Below are 22,709 nucleotides of genomic sequence, written 5' to 3' on the forward strand. Positions count from 1 at the left end.
CCTATGGCAAGTATCACCCTTTTGTATAAGTCAATCACCTAAAAAGCTAAAATATGTTGTAAAAAAAAGACTAGTCCTGTTTGTTTTCATTTACATCAACAACATAAATTTAGTAAAAACCAAAGCTAATTGCTGTAAACCATAATATATATTTCCCTATAGCGTCATATAGAGTCGAGCAAAATATAAGTAATAACCCCCTCACTTATGCTATAATATGATTTTGTTTTCCATATTGAATTAACGCTTCAAAGGGGTCCCCTTCAAGCCCTAGTAGTTTACAAAAAGCTACCTCTGTATTCACCCCTGATTGTTTGAAGTGAATCACTTTCTGTTTCCATTCAGGATACTTTAACAATATTTTTTCTTCAATAATCATGTGCAAGTAGGCGTATTGCTCATTGACTGGCTGATTTTGCGCAAAAAGTTCAAAAGAGAATGATTGATAAATAAAGTTCACTTTCAACACTTTCCGTTCACGAATATATTTACGTTTTAATGTAAATGATTCATGGTGCGAGTATAACCGCTTTAGCTTCTGTTCCAAACACCGCAAATCTTTAGAATGTAAAATGATATCTAAATCTGACTTAGAAGTATGAATCCCTAAAGGAAATGTACCGCATAAAATCGGATTATATGCTTTTAAATCATGCAGTACATTTAAATGCATGATTACTTCATACGCTTGCTTTTGCTGTTTATCGCCAGTTAAAAGCCTTTCATATACGTTTAGCATCATTTTAACCTCTTTTCCAAACCGGTGCATGTATGCACTCACTCAAATGTTTGCCGAATAGATTCTTCGTTCTCCCCATTGTAATGAGCCCAAGCTTGAACAGGACGAAGCGCTTTAACCTCACTTTTTACATATTGCATTTCACTTTTACCCTCCATAAAAACATGCAAATAAGCATAAACTGGGCGAAAATCATTTTTCTTATACCAGTCTACAACCCAGTCATCATCTCTTGTCCATGCTTCCAAATAGGTCAAGCCTTTTTCGATTGCAAGGTTTTCGACTCGGTGTAATAATTGCTGTCCAATTTGAAGTCGCTGATAATCAGGGTGTACAGCAAGATTCCAAATCATTCCTCCAAGCCCCCGTTCACCTGTACATACCTGATTCTTTTCCGCCTCATATTCTACATCGATCAGCCCAACTACTTTGTTTTGGTAAATAGCCACCAGTTCAATAGACGGATGCTTATACTTTTCCTTTTCTTGTAAGACATTATCATAGTAAGCTGTTGATAGAAAAGCCAATACCCTACATTGTAACCATCCTTTTTCATCATTTGGATGGTAGGCTTTAATTTCCAAATAACCCCCTCCAATATCTATCTATTATTTGTTGTTCCCCTGCGCTTTCAATAAATCCCTTATTTCCTTTAATAATTCTTCTTGGGCGTTCACTTCTAGTACTTCCTCTACAGGATCTTCTTCTTTTTTACGTTTAAATTTCATTAATAACCGAATAAATAGAAATATAGAACCTGCAACAATAAAGAAATCAACAATGGATTGGATGAACAACCCATAATTAATAGTCGCACTTTTATAGGTGAATGATAAATTGCTTAAATCGATACCATTCATAATAATGCCGATAAATGGGGTAATCATATTTTCTACTAAGGATGTTACAATGGCGCTAAATGCTGCTCCAATTACAACGGCTACAGCTAAATCAACCACATTTCCTTTAAACGCAAATTCTTTAAAATCTTTCCACATAACGAAGCACCCTCTCCTGCCAATTTATACGTTTAATCATAGCAAAAAGTGGGGGAAAAGTAATTAAAAAGTATAGCTGCTAAAAAAGAACAACTGTCATATAGACCCCCTAGCATAACCAATCATCCTTTGTAACCTCCAATAAATTTCTTTTACTAGTGGGTATTTGGTAACTGCTAGTCATAATAAATTCAAATAACAGGGCAATGGAAGACATTACAAAAAGACTGATTATTGATAATGACATGTATTAACATGGAGATAGCTTATTCCGCAAAACATGCCACATTACTGAATTACGTTTTCAGGCGTATCATAGATGCAAATACTATGACTCAAAATCTAAAGGGAATTTACTTCAAATACCTTATACACTCAAAAGATTCTATATCCTAAAAGAAATCAAACACTACAAATTTTTTTACTATATAATAGATATTGCTTAAAAAGATCTAGTTCATCTAGAGTGGGGGAATCTTATAAAAACAATAGTTGTTTATTGTCATTATTCATCAAAAACTGGCCCCATATATATCATAAATGATAACTTGAGAATTTAACCATTATAAAAGTTGGAGGTATTATACGTCTATGGAGCAATTATTGAGGCAGATCAAGCTACTAAGTGAAAAAGAACCAAAAACATTGGAGCAAATGGCACTAAAATTATCAGAAGAGGTTGGAGAAACCTCACAAGCAGTATTATCTTACTTAAAAGTAAATGGAAGTGAATATAAACAATTAGGTATTCATGAAGTAAAAGAAGAATGTGTAGATGTCATTCTTGTAACGTTAGCTTTATTCTATAAAGTAGCTGAAAATGAAAATGAGTTACAAGAATTAATAATAAGAAAAATGGACAAATGGCAGCGTAAAATATAAAAGAGCTGAGCCATTTATTATTTACTAGGTGCTTTAATAAAATAATTTAGGGGCTATTTTTACTGCTTTTTGTATTTTCCAATATTCATTAAACAGTTTTTTTCATGGAGTAAGGTGTTGCATAAAAACCCTATACGGCTACCTTTTTCAATTTATACCTCTCATAATTTCACTATTTAAGATTATATAATACTTTCATTTTTGTTAAACTATTGGTAGTAAATAGGAGGTTAGAGGAAAATGAATGTCATTGAATTTCAACAATGGGTAAAGGATTATTATGAAAGTAGGGGCTGGTCCGAATTAGACATTTTTATTCGTATCGGTTTTTTAGCAGAAGAAACGGGTGAAGTTGCACGCGCTATAAGAGCGCTTGAGATAGGAAGAGATAGGCCCGATGAAAGGAAGGAATCTTATGAGAAAAATAAACAAGCGTTAACTGAAGAATTAGGGGATGTATTGGGTAATTTAATCGTAATTGCAAACAAGTACAATATCCCACTAAAAGAGGTGTTTCACTCACATAAGAAGAAACTCTCCGATCGTTATTTTAATGATGAGGCAAGCAAATAGCTTTAACCAATCAGTGGGATTAAAAAACCCACTGATTCAGTTTTTTACTTTATAACCCATGATGTGGATTATGCTTTTGTCTTGAATGATTTGCCTTTTTCACCTTTTTAGAGCCAGCTAACGGTTCTCCATAAGGTTGCCTCGGGCTTTCAGGTAGGTCAGGGTGTGATTGCTGTTTTGGACCTTTTGGTTTACCTCCCATGGAATCCCTCCTCGTTTCGTTACAATTAGCATTTGTAGCAAGCGCCCAGTTTATTCGTGATAAATACACATAAAAAACTTATCTAGGATAATAACGAGACAGAGCTACCTTTCCATTCTTCTCCCAAAATAGCATAAGCGTATTCATCCCACCATTCGTCTTCATGAGGAATGCATTTTTTAAAGTAGCCTTCTCTCCTCATACCGATCTTTTCCATGACACGATATGAAGGAACATTCTCTGGCTGGCAAGTGGCTACCACCCTATGTAACTTTAGCTCTTCAAATCCATATTTTAGCATTGCGAATGCAGCCTCTGATGCGTAACCTTTATTATGATATTTGGAATTAAATACCCACCCTATCTCATATGTATGGTTGCCGAAATATTCTAAAAATTCAACGTGGCCGATTAGAGTTTTCGTGTTAACTAATATTACTGGGAATTTTTCGGCTGATTTACCCATGTTCTGTTTAATACAATTTTGTGTTTCCTCTTTTGATAGCAATCCTTCAGGCATATATTTCATAACAGAGCTTTGGGATGTATAGTGATACACTTCTTGCCAATCACCCCATTCAAAATTACGTATAAGCAATCTTTCTGTTCTTATTTTCATACAAATTCTCCCTAAAATTATTTATTGACATGAACTCAAAAAATAGAATTTTTTTCTACAGAACTTGCTTTCAGCTGTTTCCCCTTCATATGCATCATCCTAACTAACATACACTTTATAAGAAGCTTTTCTAAATTAAAAAAGATATATGCCCATGTGGAGCATAATATCTTTTTTTATTTAGTCTATTTGCGTATATTCCTTTTCCCTTATGCATTCTTATTTATTTCTCATAGGCATCTGTTAATGCTGTTACGATTTGCTTTTTACGTGAGACAACTCCTTTTAACAACGCACGGCTACGCTGGTCAAGGTCAACGTTAAATGCGTCTTCTACTTTTGTTTTTCCAATCCCAACAGCAAGTACTTCCGAATCATTGTTCAAGATATCCGTAACAACGAATAAAAATAAATCAAGATTTTTTTCTTTGATAATATTGGAAATTTCCGCTTCAATTTCTGCTTGCATTGCATAGATTTGTTCTGTATCAACAGCATTTACTTGGGCAATTTCTACTTTTGCACCACCCATAGAAAATTCTTTTGCATCCATGGTTATTAATTCGGAAATAGACTTATCTCCTAAATCTGCACCTGCTTTTAGCATATCAAGACCATACGTATGCACATCTACTTCAGCAATTTTTGCTAATTCATAAGCCGCATCAATGTCTTCTTGTGTACACGTTGGAGATTTCAAAAGTAAAGAATCAGAAATAATGGCTGATAGTAATAAACCAGCAATTTGCTTTGGAACAGCAACCCCATTTTCTTTATACATCTTATTTAAAATAGTAGCTGTACATCCAACAGGCTCAGCACGGAAATATAACGGTTCACTTGTTTCGAAATTGGAAATTCGATGGTGGTCAACCACTTCCGTAATACGAGCATCTTTAATATTCGCTACACTTTGTTGAAATTCATTATGGTCAACGAGAATTACATTCGTTCCTGGCTCTACTTCCTCCATTAGCGCAGGTGCTGTTGCTACAAAATAATCAAGTACATATTGCGTTTCTTTACTAACTGCACCTAATCTAGCAGGCTCTACATCCATTCCTAATTGCTGTTTTAAATTCGCATATCCGATTGCAGAACAAATTGCATCTGTATCTGGGTTTTTATGTCCAAAAATTATCGTCTTTGCCATCAATCATTTCTCCTTCTAATAAGCTTTTACCACTATTAGCTTATCAAAATTCATTTAGCTTGAATAGCAATTTAACAAAAATTCATTAGAATAGTCGTAAAGAATAGCCATGGATTTACTTTTTTCACACTTATTTTTATGATGGTATAGAATACTATTTTTAGATACAGTATGAAAACGAAAGGAATATCTTTAATGAAAAAAAAAGCAATTATCATTGGGAGTGGCATTGTTGGTGCTTCTGCTGCTTATTACCTTACCAAAAGCAATTGGGATGTCACCATTGTTGATAGTAAAGAAAAAGGACAAGCGACAGACGCAGCAGCAGGGATCGTTTGCCCGTGGCTGTCCCAACGAAGAAATAAGGCATGGTATGAATTGGTCAAAGCAGGTGCTAGAATGTACCCAAACTTAGTGAAATCGCTTGCTAAGGATGGAGAAAATGAAACTGGGTATCAACAAGTTGGGGCATTACATTTACATCGAGATGAGCAAAAATTAATCGCAATGAAAGAACGAGCAGAAAAACGAAAAGCAGATGCACCCGAAATTGGGGATATAGAGCTATTATCTCCCGAACAAACGAAAGCACAGTTTCCTCTATTAGACGACAGCTACCGTTCTGTATATGTTAGTGGAGCAGCACGTGTTGACGGAAGAAAGCTCCGTGATGCACTTCTTCGAGGAGCACAAAAGCACGGAGCAAAGCTAATCAAAGGAGAAGCAATCTTACAAAACATTGGACAAAGAATTACAGGAGTTACTCTACAGGATGGAGAAGAGATAAAAGCAGATATCGTTATTGCTGCAACAGGTGCTTGGATGCGTGAATTACTTTCTCCTTTAGGAATTTCCTTTCAAGTTGAAGCGCAACGAGCACAAATTTTACACGTACAACTTGCAAACCAAAATGTAGACTTGTCTACTGCACCCGTTGTAAAGCCACCCAATAACCAATATATGCTCACCTTTCCAAACAATCGAATTGTCCTCGGTGCAACATATGAAAATAATGTTGGTTACGATTGGCGGGTAACTGTCGGTGGAATGCATGAAATAATTACAAAAGCGATGGAATTCGCACCACATGTAAAGGATGCGTCAATTGTAGAAGCACGAGTTGGCTTTCGTCCTGTAACGCCAGGACATCTACCAGTTGTTGGGGCTCTCGCTGGTTTTCAAGGATTGCTATTAGCAAATGGACTTGGATCAACAGGTCTAACGATGGGGCCATTTATTGGTTCTCAGCTAGCAAGTTTAGCAATGAATATACAACCAGAGATTGATTTCTCTCCTTATGATGTACGAAACGCTATCAGAAACCGAGCCTAATCTAATCTGAGGAAGCCACGGAATAGCTTCGCGGGTATGTTTTGTAAAATAGGTAAATAAAGTTCATATTCAATTTTCGTTTTTCTTTCATCCCCACTCATTGTCTAGAATCCCAAAGGTAGGACCTTAATGCATCTGAACGAATCGAGTTTTTAAGAATAAAATAGGTCGGATGAAATCAAAGATAATCTATTGATTCCATCCGACCTTACTTAAAAATCTAGTAACCCGTTCATTTTACAATTAACACAGGGCATTCCACTCTTTTAGCAACTTTGTGACTGACACTACCTAACAAAAACGTTTGTAGGTTATTCCTGCCACGACTCCCTAAAATGACACAATCAACATCATGTTCATTGGCATAAGTTACAATTTTCGGGCCTGGTTCGCCATGTAAAACAGTAACCGTATAGTCTATTTCTCCTTCTTGTAGCACCTCTGTTACAGGTTGCATCCTTTCTTGCCTGTTTTTTTCTACTTGCGTATGATCTGTAGCATGTAGCACATCTGCTTTTGCAGTCTCACCGTCAACCACATATACCACTTCTACTTTAGAAGCAAACTTTTTAGCTATTTCCACAGTATACTCAGCAGACCTCACCGAATGAGAAGATCCGTCTGCTGCTAATAAAATATTTTGAAACAAAGCTTTCACCTCACATATTATTTTTTATAAAAACTTGGCTTATTGCCAAATCTTTATAGCGGAAAAACGCTATCTTTTTTCTTATACTATAAACCCTATAGTATAACGTAGAGAATAACGTACTTTGCTGAACTACAGATTTCGGTTACATACGCTATTTCTTTTAAAAAACTTGGCTATCTGTCAAGTTTTACTTATACTTTAAAGTCTAAAAACATTGTTTTAATGTCCAGATGCGTTAGAAACACCGCCAATTCTCTGCTTTAAATTTCTGCTTGCTTCATTTAAACCTGTGATTTCCACACGAATATCCTGTTGAGCGAATTTGGCTTCTATTTTATCTAATGCGCCTACTGCTGAGTCGTCCCATAAATGGGTTTGTGACAAATCAATTTCTACACATTGAATATTCTCCGTATACGAAAACTTGCTTGGCAAATCACTGACAGAAGCAAAGAAAAGCTGTCCTACCACATAATAGATGCGCTTGTTTTCACCATTTACTCGTTTACTCCGTACAGTAACATGGGAAATTTTCGCCGCAAAGAAAATGGCGCTAAGAACAACACCTGCAAGTACACCTTTAGATAAATCGTGCGTATAAACAACTACAACAACCGTTGTAAGCATAACGATGGCATCTGTGCGTGGGATTCGATGTATATGCTTGACAGATTTCCAATCAAATGTGCCGACAGATACCATAATCATAACGCCTACTAAAGCGGCCATAGGAATCTGCACTACTAACTCGCCTAACGCAATGATAAGAAACATGAGAAACACACCTGCTACTAGAGCTGACAATCTCCCACGCCCTCCAGACTTCACATTAATAACCGATTGTCCAATCATGGCACAACCTGCCATGCCACCAAAGAAACCCGCAGCAATATTGGCAATACCTTGTCCGCGACTTTCTTTATTTTTATCACTCTCTGTATCTGTCATATCATCTACAATACTTGATGTGAGTAGTGATTCTAATAACCCGACAACAGCTAACGCAAAGGAATAAGGTAAAATAATCATGAATGTTTCCCACGTAAATGGAACAGATGGAATTAAAAATGCAGGTAACTCTTGCGTTAGTGCTCCCATATCGCCAACTGTACCAACTTGAATATCACCGAAAATAACAATGGCTGTTACGACCACAATTGCCACTAAAGCTGACGGAACTGCTTTCGTAATTCTTGGTAATAGATAGATAATCGCTAAAGTTACACCTACCAACGCGAACATTACCCAGCTTTCACCTTGAAAATGGGGGATTTGCGCTGTGAAAATTAAGATTGCCAACGCATTTACAAAACCAATCATTACTGACCTGGGAACAAATTTCATCACTTTAGCAAGCTTGCAAACCCCAAAAATAATTTGAATAATACCAGTTAAAATGGTTGCTGCTAATAAATAATCTAACCCATACTCAGCAACTAATCCCCCCATTAGAAGAGCCATTGCTCCAGTTGCAGCGGAAATCATACCTGGACGCCCTCCGACAAAAGCAATCACTACTGCGATACAAAAGGATGCATATAATCCAACCATCGGATCAACTCCAGCTATAATAGAAAAAGCAATTGCTTCTGGAATCAATGCTAAGGCAACCACAATTCCAGCTAAAATATCCCCTTTAACGTTACCAAACCACTCCCGCTTCCAATCTTGTACTATCAAATAGTTCTACCTCTTTCTATGAGTATTCTTCAAGCCTCTCCTAGCTTAAATCCGTAATTAACCTTAGCATTATAGCATAAGATTACCTTTCACTAAACACGCAAGAAAGCGGGTACATTTTTACCTATATTTATTTTACTTTGATTTACTTTGATATACTACCTCATTTGTTAAAAGTAATCTTATTAACATATTTACATTAACATAAAGGTTTGGTAAGCTAACTTTATATTTAATACCATTGAACATGAAGATACATTGGGGGATAAATTGTTATGAAAGGAAAGATAGCTGTTTTCGCAGTAATTATTTTTACAATGATTGTACTTATATTATGTTGGTTTTGGTTGCAAGATGTAATTACTGATTATGATTTAGAACGTACTTCTCCTGTAGATGGTGTACATCCGCAAACAACAGAAATGCTTCCATCTCACATCGATTGCAAGCAGTTTTAGAAAAACTTAGTTTATTGCCACATTTTTTATCTATGGGCTACGAACAAGTTGCAGGAGGAAAAAAATACATCGATCAGGACGCCATTTTTCTAATCGATGGTTACTCATCCATTCAAGCCCTACCGCGTACAAAAAATGAGTAGCAAGCATAACACCTTTCCATTTCTTCTTTACTGTTTATACCAACTTAATGCCCGCTGCTCTACATCTTTTACAAAATCATTTTTTCCGCTCATATATTTTTCCATTTGATTTGGGTAGTTTTTTGCCAAAGTCAGTTTTAGGTTTCCATATTCTATAGCTGTCGAGGGGTGATGGATTAAATAATCCCTAAATGCGATATGCCGTTTGATATGCTGGTCTCCTTGTTGAAACATATGTACATGATGCGTCCGCTTGTACTCACCTTTAATAAAGAATCTTCTTCCTTCGATACCATATTCACCTAATGCATGATACCCTAGATTTTCCATTCCTTCTATATACTCACCTACTTCCTCAATGGACTTTACTACTGGCATTATATCTATAATTGGTTTAGCAGCTAAATCCGGCACAGCCGTACTACCAATATGATGTATCGTAACTAATTCCGTTTGAAATAACTCTTTTATATATGTTGCTTCTTGTCCAAAAAGTTGCTGCCACTGACTTTGGTATGGAATAACTACTACTTCACGCATGGATTTATCTCCTCTTCCCGTTATTATAATGAGGCTCCTGTGAATGAGAAGCCTCATTTCATATAATACAATACTCTCTTAGGAAAACTGTTGTCGTCTTCCCCTAAAAGAGTGCATTTTCGCAACCAAAAAAACTTATATTGCACGTATGCTACTGTTATTAAACGATTACTAGTCTTCTTTATCAGTAAAATAAGCATCTATAATCCGTTGCCCGATTGTTTGGTTAATTTGATGTTTTCCACTAACAATCCCTGTGTGAGGTACAATAATAGCAAAAGCCATTTCAGGGTCATCATAAGGTGCATAGCCAACAAGCGTGAGATTTTCTGTATCAGCCTTCTTTTCTCCATCGGCATAATAAGCGTTTTGAGCCGTTCCTGTTTTTCCAGCGACTTTATAACCTCGATACTTGGATGTTCCGAAAAAACGAACGGAAGTTCCTTGTGATTCATTGAACACTTGCCTAAATCCTTCTTGAATACGTTCAATATTTGATTTGCTCATATCAATACGATTTAATACTTCTGTCCCCTTGCTTTCATAAACAGAACCTAATTGATCTTCTGTTGGCGACGGATTACGAATTTCCCTTACTAAACGAGGGCGAACACGATTGCCATCATTTGCTATTGTGGATACATATTGCGCTAGCTGTAATGCGGTGTAGTTGTCATACTGCCCAATGGCAAAGTCCATCAATAAACCTGGTTGAAATTGTTTATCGCCAATTACTCCTTTTGGATCCTCAGGATAATCGATACCGGTTCGGCTACCTAAACCAAATTGTTGAAAATAGCTACGCATTTCATCCCATGCTGCTACATCAAATGCAGCACTTTCTCCATTGGGAAATGGATAACGATGTTCCCCTCCCATTTTTAATGCAATATAAAACATATATACGTTTGATGAGCGACGTAGTGCATCAAAATCATTTACTGAACCTAAATCACTATAAGATCCTTTCGGAGCACCAGAGGCAATCTTTATTTTCCTGTCATGAAATACTTGCCCTGGAGAAATAACGCCTGACTCATAACCTGCTAAAACGGTCGCCCCTTTTATAGAAGATCCTGGCAAATGCGCATCATGAATTGCTTTATATGGAGCGTTATTATATTCATTTTTTTCCTTATCATACAATACACCGCTGACAGCGAGTAACTCTCCTGTTTTTGGATTCATAACTACCGCCATCGCATCTGACATGTACTGATGCTGATAAGGATGCTTTTGAATGGTTTTCTGTAACTCTGTTTGTAATATTTCATCTACTTTTTTTTGTAAATCCATATCAATGGTTAATATAAGATCTTTCCCAGCTATTCCTTTTACAGCTACTTTTGAATCTATTGTGGTTCCATCTTTCGTCGTAGTGTATTGTACTTGCTCCTTTCTACCTCGTAAAACGTGTTCATAATATTCTTCAATCCCACTAATTCCAACGCGATCATTCCGACTATATCCTCTTGTTAAATAGTATTCCAGTTTTTCTTTTTGCAGTCCCCGTTCTTGAGATGTAATCTTACCAACTAGGCTTTTAAAAGTTTCTTCATATGGGTATTTACGTTCCCAATCTGCAATCGCATTGACGCCAGGTAAATCACTTAAATTTTCAGACACTTTGGCGTACTCTTCGGCAGTTACACCTTCATTCTTAACAATTTGTGGCGTTAATGCGTATGCTTTATCTAATTCCTTTTTAATGGCAATAATTAACCTATCTTGCTCTGACAAGTCATTCATCTCGTGCTTCTTTATTCGTTCTAGGGCAAGATCATATTCTTCTGTATCATCTAATTTCTTTCTTTCTTCATCCGTAAGTCTTTCTATTACATCCTCTTTATGATTCAAGTAATAATACTCTCTTTTCAGTCTTTCATTAATGTCTGCAACATCTTTTACTTCAACTGAAATGAGCTTAGCTAACTTTTCAGCTACCTCTAATCTCTCTTTCGCCTGTGTTCTTTTAGCTGGAGTATAAGTAATGGCATATCGCGGTTCGTTTCCAACAACTAGTTGATGATTTCTATCATATATTTGTCCACGCGGCACTGGCACTTTCGTTGTATCGTTTACCGTGCGATCGATCTCTTTCTGAAATTCTTGGCCCTTCAGAATTTGCACAATACCAAGCTGAAGAATTAAAGCTGCAAACATAATAAACATAATAAAAAATAACAAATTCAATCGAAATGGCAGCTTATCCTTCCGTTCTTTTTTCTTTATTCCCTTACTCATTGCTTTCCCCCTTAATTGAAATACTTATCCCCTTTCAATTATTTTAAAATTTCCACTTATACGCCTTTTGAATTGATCATATCACGTTACACATACACCATCAACCAATAATTTCCTTTTAGAGACATGTGTTAATTACACGTCTCTAAAATAGTGACTGTTCTTTCATCACTTACACCTTTACTGAGTAACCCAAAAGTAACACTTTTTGCTAATACATAATACAATCATTAACAATTTTGTCGAAAGTACGTTACAAAAAATTCAATATTTCCGTCGTTACAAACAGGGATTTAATTGTATAGTATTAACAGGAGGTCCAAATGTCATAGTAGAATTGGGCTAATTCTGTTTATAAAGTTCCATTTTTGCTTTCATAGTAGGATGCAATCATGCAGGCGAGAGATTAATGTCCACATATCCTTATATTAGAGATATTCTCATTAACTATATTTTGCTCGCATGTTATTTTTGGAAATTATTTTTTTCGCTTGCAACCGAACATAGGTCTTATCGATCACATACATGTATCATGCAAAACTTTCCATACATCTGAAATGATTATAAAATCTATATCTTCATAAACAGAATGCTTTTCATTCATATTGTTCAATAGCGAACATTGTGAGACATACGGAACGTAATAAATTATTTCTTTTTCACATTTGGCTCACTCCATGAGGGGATGTTCAAACAAGATATACATTCCACTAACTATTCGAATGATGAGATTTACTGAAAAAAGCTTAACCCCACAAAAAATGGGAGGAAGGAGAACCTTTATGGACGTTATTATGTTATCGCGAATTCAATTCGCATCTACAACTATTTTCCACTTTATTTTCGTGCCTTTATCCATTGGTTTAGTATTTTTAGTTGCACTTATGGAAACATTGTACGTTGTAAAAGGGCAAGAAAAGTACAAAAAAATGGCAAAGTTTTGGGGACACTTATTTCTTATTAACTTTGCTGTCGGAGTCGTTACCGGTATTTTACAGGAGTTCCAATTCGGGATGAACTGGTCTAACTATTCTCGCTTTGTCGGTGACGTATTCGGTGCACCACTCGCAGTTGAAGCACTATTAGCTTTCTTTATGGAATCTACTTTTTTAGGTTTATGGATTTTCGGTTGGAAAAGACTTTCTAAAAAAGTACATCTCCTATGTATTTGGCTCGTGTCCATTGGAACAATTATTTCTGCGTTTTGGATATTAGTCGCTAACTCATTTATGCAATATCCAGTCGGTTATGAAATTAACAATGGTCGCGCCGAAATGAATGACTTCCTAGCATTAATTACGAGCGGTCAAGTATGGGTGGAGTTCCCACATACTGTGTTTGGATCATTAGCCACAGGAGCATTTCTAATTACTGGTGTAAGTGCTTGGAAATTGCTTAAAAAACAAGATACGTATTTCTTTAAAAAATCATTTCATATCGCTTTAGTCGTTGCAATTATTTCTGGTTTAGGTATTGCCTTTACTGGTCATGCTCAATCACAATTCTTAGTAGAAACACAACCAATGAAAATGGCAGCAGCAGAAGGTTTATGGGAAGACAGTGCTGATCCAGCTCCATGGACAGTCTTTGCTAACATTGATACAGAAAATCAAGAAAACTCATTTGAAGTCAATATCCCATATATATTAAGTTATCTTTCCTACAGCGAATTTAGCGGAAGCGTGGAAGGAATGAAATCCATCCAAGCCAAATATGAAGAGTTGTATGGAGAAGGAGACTATATCCCTCCAGTTAAAACAACATTCTGGAGCTTCCGTATTATGACGTTCACAGGCGGATTAATGATCGTATTAGGACTTTATGGTGCTTACTTAATAAAACGTAAAAAGCTAGAACAAAGCAGGAAATATTTAAAAACGATGCTTTGGGCAATTGCTTTACCGTTCATTGGAGGTACAGCCGGCTGGATTATGACAGAAATTGGCAGACAGCCTTGGGTCGTATTTGGAGAAATGCAAACACAAGACGCAGTTTCACCGAACGTAACCGCTGGGCAAGTCCTATTCTCACTCATCTCATTTAGTGCAATCTATTTGATCCTTGCACTTGTGATGGCTTACTTGTTCGTTCGAGTAATCAAAAAAGGCCCTGTTGAAGAAGAAAAAGATGTCAAACTAACAACAGATCCTTTTGGAGAGGAAGGGTATGGTTCCTATGCTAAGTGAGGTATGGTTTATTTTAATTGCTGTATTGTTTGTCGGATTCTTGTTTTTGGAAGGCTTTGACTTTGGTGTTGGCATGGCGATGCGTTTTGTTGCTAAAACGCCAGTTGAACGTCGGGTATTAATTAATACAATTGGCCCTGTTTGGGACGGAAATGAAGTTTGGCTAATTACAGCAGGTGGGGCGATGTTTGCTGCGTTCCCAAATTGGTATGCCACTTTGTTCAGTGGCTTATACATGCCACTAGTAATCATGCTTCTTTTGCTCATAGGGCGCGGAGTAGCATTTGAGTTTAGAAGTAAACTAGATAATCCTAAATGGCGGGACACTTGGGATTGGACAATCTTTATTAGTAGCCTATTGAACCCATTATTATGGGGAGTTGTGTTCGCCGCATTGATGGCAGGCTTACCAATTGATAGTGAGATGAATATTTACGCTTCTGTCTTTGATTACATCACACCGTATACGTTAATTGGTGGAATTGCAATTACATTGCTCTGCTTTTTACACGGGCTATTCTTTATCACGTTGAAAACTACAGGTGACCTACAAAGTAGAGCTCGTGAAACTGCCAAAAAAATTGTTTACGTTGTTGGTATAGCTTTAGTTACCTTTGTGGTTGCATCTTATTTCTACACAGATATTTTCGAGGTGAGAGGTGCCATATTAATTCCCATTTTCGCGCTTATTGTATTGGCAGTTGTCTTAGCTGGAAATTTTGCTAAGAAAAGTCGTGATGGTTGGGCATTTACGATGACCGGATTAACTATCGCGCTCACAGTAACGTCTGTATTCGTCGGTTTATTCCCACGTGTAATGGTAAGTAGCTTAAATCATGCTTTTGACTTAACGATTCACAATGCAGCTTCAGGAGACTATTCGTTAAAAGTCATGACCATTGTAGCCGTCACTTTATTACCTTTTGTACTTGGTTATCAAATCTGGAGTTATTATGTATTCCGTAAACGTATTAAAGAAGAGGAGCATTTAGAATACTAATGAAGAAAATGATGCGTAATCATTTACTAACGTACAAAGGGGTAAGACCGACACTTGCCATTGTTATTTCCATTACAATCGTGGAAGCAATAGCCATCATTCTGCAAGCAAAATGGTTAGCAGAATGGTTATTTCGCTTATTTAACGGCGAATTATTTCAAGAAACATGGAAGCTAGGCGTTTTTTTCCTTATTGCCTTTGTTACAAGGTATCTTATGGGTACATTAAAGAAAAAAATAACCTTCCAGTTTGCTGAAAAAACAAGAGTGGAAAAAAGAAAACAATTATTGGCCAAGCTTTTTGCGCTTGGCCCTAGCTACACGAATAAACACGGTACAGCCAAGTTAGTTAATTTAGCCATGGAAGGCGCAAACCAACAACGTACTTATTTAGAATTAATTATTCCCAAGATGATTGCTGCATGTATTATTCCACCAATGGTACTCATTTACGTTTTCTTTCAAGATAAACTGTCAAGTATCATTTTACTCTTAACCGTTCCTATCATTATTGCATTTATGATTTTATTGGGATTAGCTGCGAATAAGAAAATGGAGCGTCAATGGCATTCCTATCATTTATTATCCAATCATTTTATTGATTCTTTACGGGGGTTAGAAACATTAAAGTTTTTAGGTAAAAGTAAATCACATGGAAATACAATTGAAAAAGTGAGTGACGAATACCGAAAATCCACTATATCAACATTACGAATTGCTTTTCTTTCATCTTTTGCACTTGACTTTTTTACGATGTTATCGGTTGCCTCTGTTGCTGTAGGACTAGGATTACGTCTCATTGAAGGAAACCTATTATTAGATATTGCTTTAGTCGTATTAATTTTAGCTCCAGAGTTTTTTCTTCCTATAAAAGAAGTTGGAGCAGACTACCATGCAACATTAAATGGACAAGAAGCAGCCAAAGCAATTGATCGGATTTTAGCAGAGCCTGTTCCTGAGAATAATTCCGTTATTACCAACTCCATTGCATGGACAGAAAGCAGCATTTTAAAGCTTTCTTCTGTTAGTCACTCCCATGACGATAACGGCTTACAAGCTCTATCTACCATTTCCATGCAAGTAAAAGGTTTTGAAAATATTGGTATTGTTGGTGCAAGCGGTGCAGGAAAGTCGACTTTAATAGATATATTAGGTGGATTTTTAACACCTGATCAAGGGAGTTTTCGCGTCAATCAGCAAATTTTAGATAGCTTAAATACAGAAGCTTGGCAGCGTCAAATCACATACATTCCACAACGCCCATATATTTTTAGTCAGTCGGTTGCAGATAATATTCGATTTTATGAACCAAATGCATCGGATGAAGATGTGTGGCAAGCTGTTCAAGATGCAGAATTGGATAAATTAATCCATACCTTTCCAAATGGTATAGAACAAGAAATTGGTACTGGCGCACGTGCAATTAGCGGCGGTCAAGAACAACGTGTCGCTTTGGCTCGAGCTTTTCTTGGTAATCGTCCTATCCTGTTATTAGATGAGCCGACTGCCCATTTGGATATTGAAACGGAATACGAATTGAAACAAACGATGACAACATTGTTTAAAGATAAATTAGTCTTTTTTGCAACGCATCGGCTGCATTGGATGGAGCAAATGGATAAAATTATTGTGTTAAAAGATGGTGTCATCGTAGAAGTGGGGGCACCACATGAATTATTGCTTCGTCGCGGAGAATACTATGACCTCGTGCTATCACAATTGGAGGGAGTACAATGAAAGCATGGATTATTCCATATGTAAAAATGCATTACAAAGGGCTAGCAGCCAGCATTATTATCGGTTTATTAGCTTTAGCCTGTGGTGCAGCGCTTATGTTTACATCTGGGTACTTAATTTCCAAATCCGCCTTAAGACCTGAAAATATTTTAATGGTCTATATTCCCGTTGTTTCAGTGCGAGCCTTTGGTATTTTTCGAGCGGTATTTCACTATCTTTCTCGATTAGCGAGCCATGATACGATTCTGCGCGTACTAGCAAATATGCGTAGCAGATTGTATCAGACTTTAGAGCCACAAGCAGCTTTTATTCGTTCTCGTTTCCAGACTGGTAGGATACTAGGCGTATTATCAGATGATATCGACCATTTGCAAGATTTATTTATTCGTACGATTTTACCGAGTATCACTGCACTTGGTATGTACGGCATCGCTATTGCTTGTCTAGGCTGGTTTGATATGGTATTTGCTTCACTTATGGCAATATATCTCTTTTGTATCGTTGTGTTCATTCCGTTGTTTTCTTTGTGGTCTAGTCGAAAACGTACAGCATTAATAAAACAGGGGCGCTATGATCAATATCATATATTAACAGATGGATTACTTGGCATTAAAGATTGGATGATTGCTGGAAAACCAGATGAATTTACGAAGCATGATGCAAAAAAAGATCAAGCTGTTGCCATTGTTGAGCGACGCGTTAAAAGTGAGCAACGAATTCGCGACTTATTCCTTCAGCTCATCATTGGTGCGATGGTGATTTCCATGGTGTACTGGTCAAGTTCGATGGTAGCTGAAGGAAACATGCACGTGACATTAATTGCTGCTTTCGTTTTAGTTACATTGGCTATTGCAGAAGCTTTTTTGCCCGTATCCGAAGCCTTAGAACAAATTCCAGAATACACAGAATCGCTTTCAAGATTAGAAACGCTCGAAGAAACAGATCAAGAAAAGGTTGCTACTAAGTCACACATATCTTTACCAGAAGCATCTGATTCTGTAGATATTCAGCTTGATCATGTTGCCTTTCAATATCCGGGTTTTGCCAAACAAATTTTAAAAGATGTTTCCATTTCGGTACCTCAAGGAAAGAAATTAGCTTTGTTGGGAAAAAGTGGTGCTGGAAAATCAAGTATCATCCAACTAATTTGTGGTTCTTATGCACCGACAAAAGGAAATGTTACACTTAACGGCATCGATGCAACAGCTTACGGCGATTCTCTATTTGAAATCGTATCGATTTTAAATCAACGACCTCATTTATTTAACACGACGATCGCCAATAACCTACGACTCGGCAACCAAAAAGCAACAGACCAAGAAATTGTAGAAGCTGCTAAAAAGGTACAGCTCCATGATTATATTATGAGCCTGCCAAAAGGTTATAACACGATGATGGAAGAATCAGGACAAATCTTTAGTGGCGGTCAACAACAACGAGTAGCATTAGCAAGAATATTATTAAAAGGCTCTCCTGTCGTTATTCTCGATGAGCCGACAGTCGGCTTAGATTCAAAAACAGAAGCTGACTTGTTAAAAACCATTTTTTTAACGCTTGATGATAAAACCGTTATTTGGATTACACATCATTTAGCTGGTATGCAGCGTATGGATGAAGTTGTCTTTTTAGAAAACGGCTATATTGAAATGCAAGGTTCGCACCAAGAACTACTAAGCACTTCACAGCGATATCAAGATTTATACTATTTAGACGTCCCACCATCAATTCGTAAAATGGTGCAAGTTTAGTTTAGAAGGTTTCAGTTATAAATAATAACTGAAGCCTTTTTTTAGTTTAAAAAACGATAGCTTTTGCATAGATACTTAGCAATAGCTATCGTTTTGGCTTAATTTTGCATGAAATAACTCACCTACAAGTGCTGTTCATATTAGATGGCGGCTGTCCCAATACGAGCCATAAAGGTTTCTAATACAAGTAACTGCTTTTTATTTCAAAGTCGATAGCACTTTCTCCACTGCTTGCGCTGAAATCGCGTTTGCAAATGATTGTCTTTCACGAACTGCTTTACCAAAATGATATTGCTCTGCTTTTGTTGTCTGTTTGACTTCAGCAATATTATCCGGAGTGAGGCCTGCACCAGGCATAATGATAGGTCCTCCTGTTTCATAAGAATACTGAACTAAATGAGCGAGCTGTTCTTTTCCTGCTTCACAGCTTTGCTTTCCACCAGATGTTAGAATACGTTTTACATGATCTTTATACTTTACTAACGTTTTGTATGCTGCATACATATCCTTCACTTCATCAAAAGCACGATGAAACGTAATATCTACTCCCGGAAAGCGTTCAATGAGATCATGAAGCATTTGTTCGTTAATTGTAAGATCCTCATTTAGTGCGCCAAATACAATCTGATTACATTGCAAGCTCTCCAGTGCCTTTATATCTTCACAAATAACTGCAAATTCCTCTTCTTGATAATAGAAATCATGGCTATGTGGCCGTATCATGACTTGAACAGGTATGTGCACACTTCGTAAGACTGTTTTTATCATTCCAAAGCTTGGTGTCAAACCACCCTCCTGTATAGCTGAAACAAGCTCTAATCGATCTGCTCCTAGCTTTTCAGCTTGCAATGCATCGTGTTTATTCTGTACAATCAATTCCAATTGCATTTCGTTTCCCCAACTCCTTTTCTACCAATTTGGTTAATAATCGGACTCCAAAACCAGTAGCCCCTTCGACATGATAGCCATACACCTTCCAAGGTCGCACCGTATTTGCCATATCAATATGTACCCATTTCATATGTCGCTTTATAAATTGTTGCAAAAAAATGGCTGCCGTAATCGAACCACCATATTTAGAAGCACTCCTATTATTTAAGTCTGCATAATCACTGTGCAAATATGCTTTATAATCTTCAATTAATGGCATAGGCCATACATGATCCCCAGTTTCTTCGCCAATTTCTTTATATGTCCACAAATCCTTCTCGTTATTAGTAAAAACACCAGCTGTTTTTAACCCTAAGGCTTGACCAATAGAGCCTGTGAGTGTAGCAATATCAATAATAGTTTCCGCTCCTACGTCTTGAGCGTATAAAATGGTTCTATGTCAAATGTTGGGGTGGAGTGAGATGCAATCTCACCCTACCCAACATGACTTCCAATTTTTTTATACTTATGTAAAAGAAGTATTCTTGCTCTTGCCCTTAGGAAGTTCCTGAATCCAAAGGCGTTCCTCTTCATGACTTTCGTTAGGTTATTAATTCCCTCCAAAAAACCATTTGAGTAATCAAATAAAAAGCTGTTTAATACCTCTGTCTGCCAGTTCTTGAATGTACGGATAGCCTTCTCAAATTCAGGGAGACCCTCTTGTTCTACCTTCCTGTAAAAATCCAATAATCCTTGTTTCGTTTCTTTGATCTTAACCTGTCCATTTTCCTTGGCTTGCTTGAACCAAAAGCAGTAGGACTCTTTCAATTCGTAAGCCCTGCGAAGTTCTTCATCCATCCCAAGATACCTGTCCAAATACCAGCGTTCCTTTTCGGTTAGCTTTGCACTGTCTTTATAAAACACATAGCGCATCCTTTTACATTTTTTACGGTCATAATCATTCCATTCAGATTGGATTCTTCTTCTGACTCCGTCAAGAGCCCAATAGATATAACGACAAAAATGAAAACGATCGGCTACAATAACCGGTTTCCCCAATGCCTTTTGGACAGCTGCCTTAAAAGAAGGACTCATGTCCATAATGACTACATCCACATTGGTTCCATGTTTTTGGAGATAATCCTTGAGGGTCTTCTTTTTTCGGTTTGGCAAAATATCAATCGGTTCCTTGGTCTCTCCATCAGCAATAATCAATTGATATTTTCCTGCCTTTGTATCTCCCTTGTATTCATCGATGGCAATCACCTTTGGCAATTCTTGAACCTCTGACATTTCCTTTACGGCCAAACGGTCAAATCTGCGCATGACGGTCGATACGGAGACGCCAAACTGCTTGGCTGTTTCCTTAAAAGTCTTCGCTTGCACTATCCGAACGGATACCGCCCGATTCCATTCCATAGAAAGCCGTTGATATCGATGAACAAAAGGATTCTCCTCCGCAAATCGTTTCCCGCAGCACGAACAGGCATAGCGGCGTTTTTTGTAGAAGAGATAAGTTAATCGTTCAAACCACTTTAAATGTTTGATCTTTTGGATCCGATAATCATGAACTTTCTTGGTTCTCTTTCCACAGCTGGGACACTTGTGTACCTTGACAGGCATTTCTACATGAAGCGCAATACCACCTTCCATTTCCTCCACTTTTGTAATCCATACATCTTCAAGACCAGGCATTTTTATGGTAAAATTCATTTGCACGCAACTCCAATCTTTTCTTGTTTCTAGTCAATTCAAGTATAAAAGAATTGGATGTTTGCGTGTATATTTTTATGCGCAAATTGTGGGGAAACCCCAACATTTAGTATAGAGCCTATAAAAAATACCATCGGCTAAAATTAGTCTACCTTCTGCATCCGTGTTACCTACTTCCACATGCATTCCATTTGCATAAGAAATTACATCTGCCGGCAAGTATGCATTTTTCCCTACTACATTTTCTACTAATGGAATAACTGCGGTAACGTATACAGAGCTATTCAGATCAGATAAAAGCTTCATCGCACCTACGACAGCCGCTGAGCCCCCCATATCCATTTTCATTTCCCAAATTCCAGTCCCTGTTTTTACATTAACACCTCCTGCATCAAAGGTCACTCCTTTACCGACAAGCGCTACATGCTTTCCTACTGTATTTTTTAATGTAAGAACGACCATTTTAGGAGGATGAACACTTCCCTTTCCGACCGTTTTAACAGCTTCTAAACCATGTTTCGTAAGATCAGCTGTATCCAAAATAGCCACGTCTACATCTGTATCTCTAAAAATTTCTACTATTTTGCTTGCATAAGCTTCTGGCGTCAGTTTACTAGGGGGCTCATTACATAAGTCTCTAGCTAAACATACAGCATCACTTTTAGTTTTGGCCAATGCAACATATGCGCCATAAGATGAATAATTATATTCTAGCACATAGTCCATCTCTAAACGATTACGCTTATAGTACTGAAATCGATAACCAGCCAGATACCAACCTTCCATAAGAGCGGTAACATAACTTGCAACATTGCTTCCCTCCATTACAAGTTCCAATCCTTTAAACAAGCCGTTAAAATTGATAGTAACTGTCTGAGACAAAAATTCTTTGTCCACCTTCTTTCGTAATTCTCCACCAAGATGTCGGATATTTTCCATATTTTCACTCACCGGACAGATACAAACCAATAAATAGATCGTTGTTTCCGTATAAAATAATTTCATCTCCCCAAAAGATGCTTTTTTAACAAATGAATGACTTAAAAGCGGACTAGGCTCTAAAGGACAAACATGAATTTCCATTTTCTAACCTCCCAGTACAAGTAGAAATTATTAAAAAAACTTGGCTTATTACCGAATTTTTATGGCAATAGCTTTAGGTTTACTTATACTTAGAATATAGAATTTTACTCCCTCATAGTACAAAAAAAGACGACCCAGTAGCGTCATGCACATAAGCC

Annotated in this window: 23 protein-coding genes; 9 read left to right on the forward strand and 14 right to left on the reverse strand. The window is 37.1% G+C overall.

Annotated features, from left to right (window positions below; all coding sequences use genetic code 11):
• Positions 1–205 precede the first annotated feature (205 nt).
• From B2C77_RS15685 to mscL, 3 genes are read right to left on the reverse strand one after another with little or no spacing between them, the layout of a single operon-like run.
• Complete coding sequence (locus B2C77_RS15685; RefSeq protein WP_254843987.1) at positions 206–781, reverse strand: DUF4269 domain-containing protein; 576 nt, start codon at positions 779–781, stop codon at positions 206–208.
• Entirely contained in the window at positions 778–1,323 is a 546-nt protein-coding gene (locus B2C77_RS15690; RefSeq protein ID WP_077705743.1) for a GNAT family N-acetyltransferase, read from the reverse strand. Before B2C77_RS15690 ends, B2C77_RS15685 begins: the two co-directional genes overlap by 4 nt.
• A 24-nt stretch (positions 1,324–1,347) precedes the next feature.
• Positions 1,348–1,737 carry a large conductance mechanosensitive channel protein MscL gene (mscL, locus tag B2C77_RS15695; RefSeq protein ID WP_077705746.1) on the reverse strand — a complete coding sequence of 130 codons (390 nt, stop codon included), beginning with the start codon at positions 1,735–1,737 and terminating at the stop codon, positions 1,348–1,350.
• 591 nt (positions 1,738–2,328) lie between these two features.
• Between mscL and B2C77_RS15700 the strand changes: the two genes are divergently transcribed.
• Positions 2,329–2,619, forward strand: coding sequence for a MazG-like family protein (locus tag B2C77_RS15700; RefSeq protein WP_077705748.1), 291 nt, complete (start codon positions 2,329–2,331; stop codon positions 2,617–2,619).
• 240 nt (positions 2,620–2,859) lie between these two features.
• Complete coding sequence (locus B2C77_RS15705) at positions 2,860–3,192, forward strand: MazG nucleotide pyrophosphohydrolase domain-containing protein (protein WP_077705751.1); 333 nt, start codon at positions 2,860–2,862, stop codon at positions 3,190–3,192.
• Between the two features lie 49 nt (positions 3,193–3,241).
• Here the strand turns inward: B2C77_RS15705 and B2C77_RS15710 are convergent, their stop codons facing one another.
• From B2C77_RS15710 to B2C77_RS15720, 3 genes are all read right to left on the reverse strand, one after another.
• The gene (locus tag B2C77_RS15710; RefSeq protein ID WP_077705754.1) at positions 3,242–3,394 is read right to left on the reverse strand and encodes a small acid-soluble spore protein P; all 153 of its coding nucleotides are present in this window, start codon (positions 3,392–3,394) and stop codon (positions 3,242–3,244) included.
• A gap of 82 nt (positions 3,395–3,476) precedes the next feature.
• Entirely contained in the window at positions 3,477–4,013 is a 537-nt protein-coding gene (locus tag B2C77_RS15715; protein WP_077705757.1) for a GNAT family N-acetyltransferase, read from the reverse strand.
• Positions 4,014–4,236: 223 nt separating this feature from the next.
• A complete protein-coding gene (locus B2C77_RS15720; protein ID WP_077705760.1) occupies positions 4,237–5,166 on the reverse strand; it encodes a manganese-dependent inorganic pyrophosphatase in 930 nt (309 codons plus the stop codon).
• Between the two features lie 195 nt (positions 5,167–5,361).
• Between B2C77_RS15720 and B2C77_RS15725 the strand changes: the two genes are divergently transcribed.
• On the forward strand, positions 5,362–6,498 hold the full coding sequence (locus tag B2C77_RS15725; protein ID WP_077705762.1) for an NAD(P)/FAD-dependent oxidoreductase: 1,137 nt from the start codon (positions 5,362–5,364) through the stop codon (positions 6,496–6,498).
• Between the two features lie 232 nt (positions 6,499–6,730).
• Here B2C77_RS15725 and B2C77_RS15730 read toward each other — a convergent pair whose 3' ends face one another.
• Both B2C77_RS15730 and B2C77_RS15735 read right to left on the reverse strand, forming a co-directional pair.
• A complete protein-coding gene (locus tag B2C77_RS15730) occupies positions 6,731–7,147 on the reverse strand; it encodes a universal stress protein (protein ID WP_077705765.1) in 417 nt (138 codons plus the stop codon).
• A 222-nt stretch (positions 7,148–7,369) separates the two neighbouring features.
• Entirely contained in the window at positions 7,370–8,830 is a 1,461-nt protein-coding gene (locus B2C77_RS15735; RefSeq protein WP_077705767.1) for a SulP family inorganic anion transporter, read from the reverse strand.
• A 275-nt stretch (positions 8,831–9,105) separates the two neighbouring features.
• Between B2C77_RS15735 and B2C77_RS15740 the strand changes: the two genes are divergently transcribed.
• Entirely contained in the window at positions 9,106–9,288 is a 183-nt protein-coding gene (locus B2C77_RS15740) for a hypothetical protein (protein ID WP_077705770.1), read from the forward strand.
• Positions 9,273–9,431 carry a hypothetical protein gene (locus tag B2C77_RS21765; RefSeq protein ID WP_176087346.1) on the forward strand — a complete coding sequence of 53 codons (159 nt, stop codon included), beginning with the start codon at positions 9,273–9,275 and terminating at the stop codon, positions 9,429–9,431. The genes B2C77_RS15740 and B2C77_RS21765 overlap by 16 nt, the downstream gene beginning before the upstream one ends.
• 27 nt (positions 9,432–9,458) lie before the next feature.
• On the opposite strand, the gene B2C77_RS15745 is transcribed toward B2C77_RS21765, so the two are convergent.
• Entirely contained in the window at positions 9,459–9,971 is a 513-nt protein-coding gene (locus B2C77_RS15745) for a GrpB family protein (protein WP_077705773.1), read from the reverse strand.
• Between the two features lie 171 nt (positions 9,972–10,142).
• On the reverse strand, positions 10,143–12,215 hold the full coding sequence (locus B2C77_RS15750; RefSeq protein WP_077705776.1) for a peptidoglycan D,D-transpeptidase FtsI family protein: 2,073 nt from the start codon (positions 12,213–12,215) through the stop codon (positions 10,143–10,145).
• Positions 12,216–12,997: 782 nt separating this feature from the next.
• On the opposite strand from B2C77_RS15750, the gene B2C77_RS15755 reads away from it, so the two are divergent.
• From B2C77_RS15755 to cydC, 4 genes are read left to right on the forward strand one after another with little or no spacing between them, the layout of a single operon-like run.
• A complete protein-coding gene (locus B2C77_RS15755) occupies positions 12,998–14,401 on the forward strand; it encodes a cytochrome ubiquinol oxidase subunit I (RefSeq protein ID WP_077705778.1) in 1,404 nt (467 codons plus the stop codon).
• A complete protein-coding gene (cydB, locus tag B2C77_RS15760) occupies positions 14,382–15,401 on the forward strand; it encodes a cytochrome d ubiquinol oxidase subunit II (protein ID WP_141130745.1) in 1,020 nt (339 codons plus the stop codon). The genes B2C77_RS15755 and cydB overlap by 20 nt, the downstream gene beginning before the upstream one ends.
• Positions 15,402–15,412: 11 nt before the next feature.
• Positions 15,413–17,137: a thiol reductant ABC exporter subunit CydD gene (gene cydD, locus B2C77_RS15765; protein WP_077706944.1), complete on the forward strand. Its 1,725-nt coding sequence runs from the start codon at positions 15,413–15,415 to the stop codon at positions 17,135–17,137.
• A complete protein-coding gene (gene cydC / locus B2C77_RS15770) occupies positions 17,134–18,885 on the forward strand; it encodes a thiol reductant ABC exporter subunit CydC (protein ID WP_077705781.1) in 1,752 nt (583 codons plus the stop codon). Before cydD ends, cydC begins: the two co-directional genes overlap by 4 nt.
• Positions 18,886–19,083: 198 nt before the next feature.
• Here cydC and B2C77_RS15775 read toward each other — a convergent pair whose 3' ends face one another.
• The 4 genes from B2C77_RS15775 to B2C77_RS15790 all read right to left on the reverse strand — a co-directional run bounded on the left by B2C77_RS15775 (position 19,084) and on the right by B2C77_RS15790 (position 22,551).
• Complete coding sequence (locus tag B2C77_RS15775) at positions 19,084–19,773, reverse strand: copper homeostasis protein CutC (protein ID WP_077705784.1); 690 nt, start codon at positions 19,771–19,773, stop codon at positions 19,084–19,086.
• Positions 19,745–20,206 (reverse strand): M17 family metallopeptidase, encoded by a 462-nt coding sequence (locus B2C77_RS15780; RefSeq protein ID WP_077705786.1) that lies wholly within the window; start codon positions 20,204–20,206, stop codon positions 19,745–19,747. The genes B2C77_RS15775 and B2C77_RS15780 overlap by 29 nt, the downstream gene beginning before the upstream one ends.
• A gap of 44 nt (positions 20,207–20,250) precedes the next feature.
• Positions 20,251–21,468, reverse strand: a complete 1,218-nt coding sequence (locus B2C77_RS15785; protein ID WP_077703226.1) for an ISL3 family transposase — start codon at positions 21,466–21,468, stop codon at positions 20,251–20,253.
• A 75-nt stretch (positions 21,469–21,543) separates the two neighbouring features.
• On the reverse strand, positions 21,544–22,551 hold the full coding sequence (locus B2C77_RS15790; protein WP_077705789.1) for a M17 family metallopeptidase: 1,008 nt from the start codon (positions 22,549–22,551) through the stop codon (positions 21,544–21,546).
• Between the last annotated feature and the right edge of the window lie 158 nt (positions 22,552–22,709).

This window comes from Virgibacillus dokdonensis (assembly GCF_900166595.1).
Lineage (GTDB): Bacteria > Bacillota > Bacilli > Bacillales > Amphibacillaceae > Virgibacillus > Virgibacillus dokdonensis.

Bases quoted from the DNA above. Each gene is read 5' to 3' on its own strand.
- mscL (WP_077705746.1), bottom strand. From the start codon at position 1,737: ATGTGGAAAGATTTTAAAGAATTTGCGTTTAAAGGAAATGTGGTTGAT.
- B2C77_RS15700 (WP_077705748.1), top strand. From the start codon at position 2,329: ATGGAGCAATTATTGAGGCAGATCAAGCTACTAAGTGAAAAAGAACCA.
- B2C77_RS15705 (WP_077705751.1), top strand. From the start codon at position 2,860: ATGAATGTCATTGAATTTCAACAATGGGTAAAGGATTATTATGAAAGT.
- B2C77_RS15710 (WP_077705754.1), bottom strand. From the start codon at position 3,394: ATGGGAGGTAAACCAAAAGGTCCAAAACAGCAATCACACCCTGACCTA.
- B2C77_RS15715 (WP_077705757.1), bottom strand. From the start codon at position 4,013: ATGAAAATAAGAACAGAAAGATTGCTTATACGTAATTTTGAATGGGGT.
- B2C77_RS15720 (WP_077705760.1), bottom strand. From the start codon at position 5,166: ATGGCAAAGACGATAATTTTTGGACATAAAAACCCAGATACAGATGCA.
- B2C77_RS15725 (WP_077705762.1), top strand. From the start codon at position 5,362: ATGAAAAAAAAAGCAATTATCATTGGGAGTGGCATTGTTGGTGCTTCT.
- B2C77_RS15740 (WP_077705770.1), top strand. From the start codon at position 9,106: ATGAAAGGAAAGATAGCTGTTTTCGCAGTAATTATTTTTACAATGATT.
- B2C77_RS15745 (WP_077705773.1), bottom strand. From the start codon at position 9,971: ATGCGTGAAGTAGTAGTTATTCCATACCAAAGTCAGTGGCAGCAACTT.
- B2C77_RS15750 (WP_077705776.1), bottom strand. From the start codon at position 12,215: ATGAGTAAGGGAATAAAGAAAAAAGAACGGAAGGATAAGCTGCCATTT.
- B2C77_RS15755 (WP_077705778.1), top strand. From the start codon at position 12,998: ATGGACGTTATTATGTTATCGCGAATTCAATTCGCATCTACAACTATT.
- cydB (WP_141130745.1), top strand. From the start codon at position 14,382: ATGGTTCCTATGCTAAGTGAGGTATGGTTTATTTTAATTGCTGTATTG.
- cydD (WP_077706944.1), top strand. From the start codon at position 15,413: ATGCGTAATCATTTACTAACGTACAAAGGGGTAAGACCGACACTTGCC.
- cydC (WP_077705781.1), top strand. From the start codon at position 17,134: ATGAAAGCATGGATTATTCCATATGTAAAAATGCATTACAAAGGGCTA.
- B2C77_RS15775 (WP_077705784.1), bottom strand. From the start codon at position 19,773: ATGCAATTGGAATTGATTGTACAGAATAAACACGATGCATTGCAAGCT.
- B2C77_RS15785 (WP_077703226.1), bottom strand. From the start codon at position 21,468: ATGAATTTTACCATAAAAATGCCTGGTCTTGAAGATGTATGGATTACA.
- B2C77_RS15790 (WP_077705789.1), bottom strand. From the start codon at position 22,551: ATGGAAATTCATGTTTGTCCTTTAGAGCCTAGTCCGCTTTTAAGTCAT.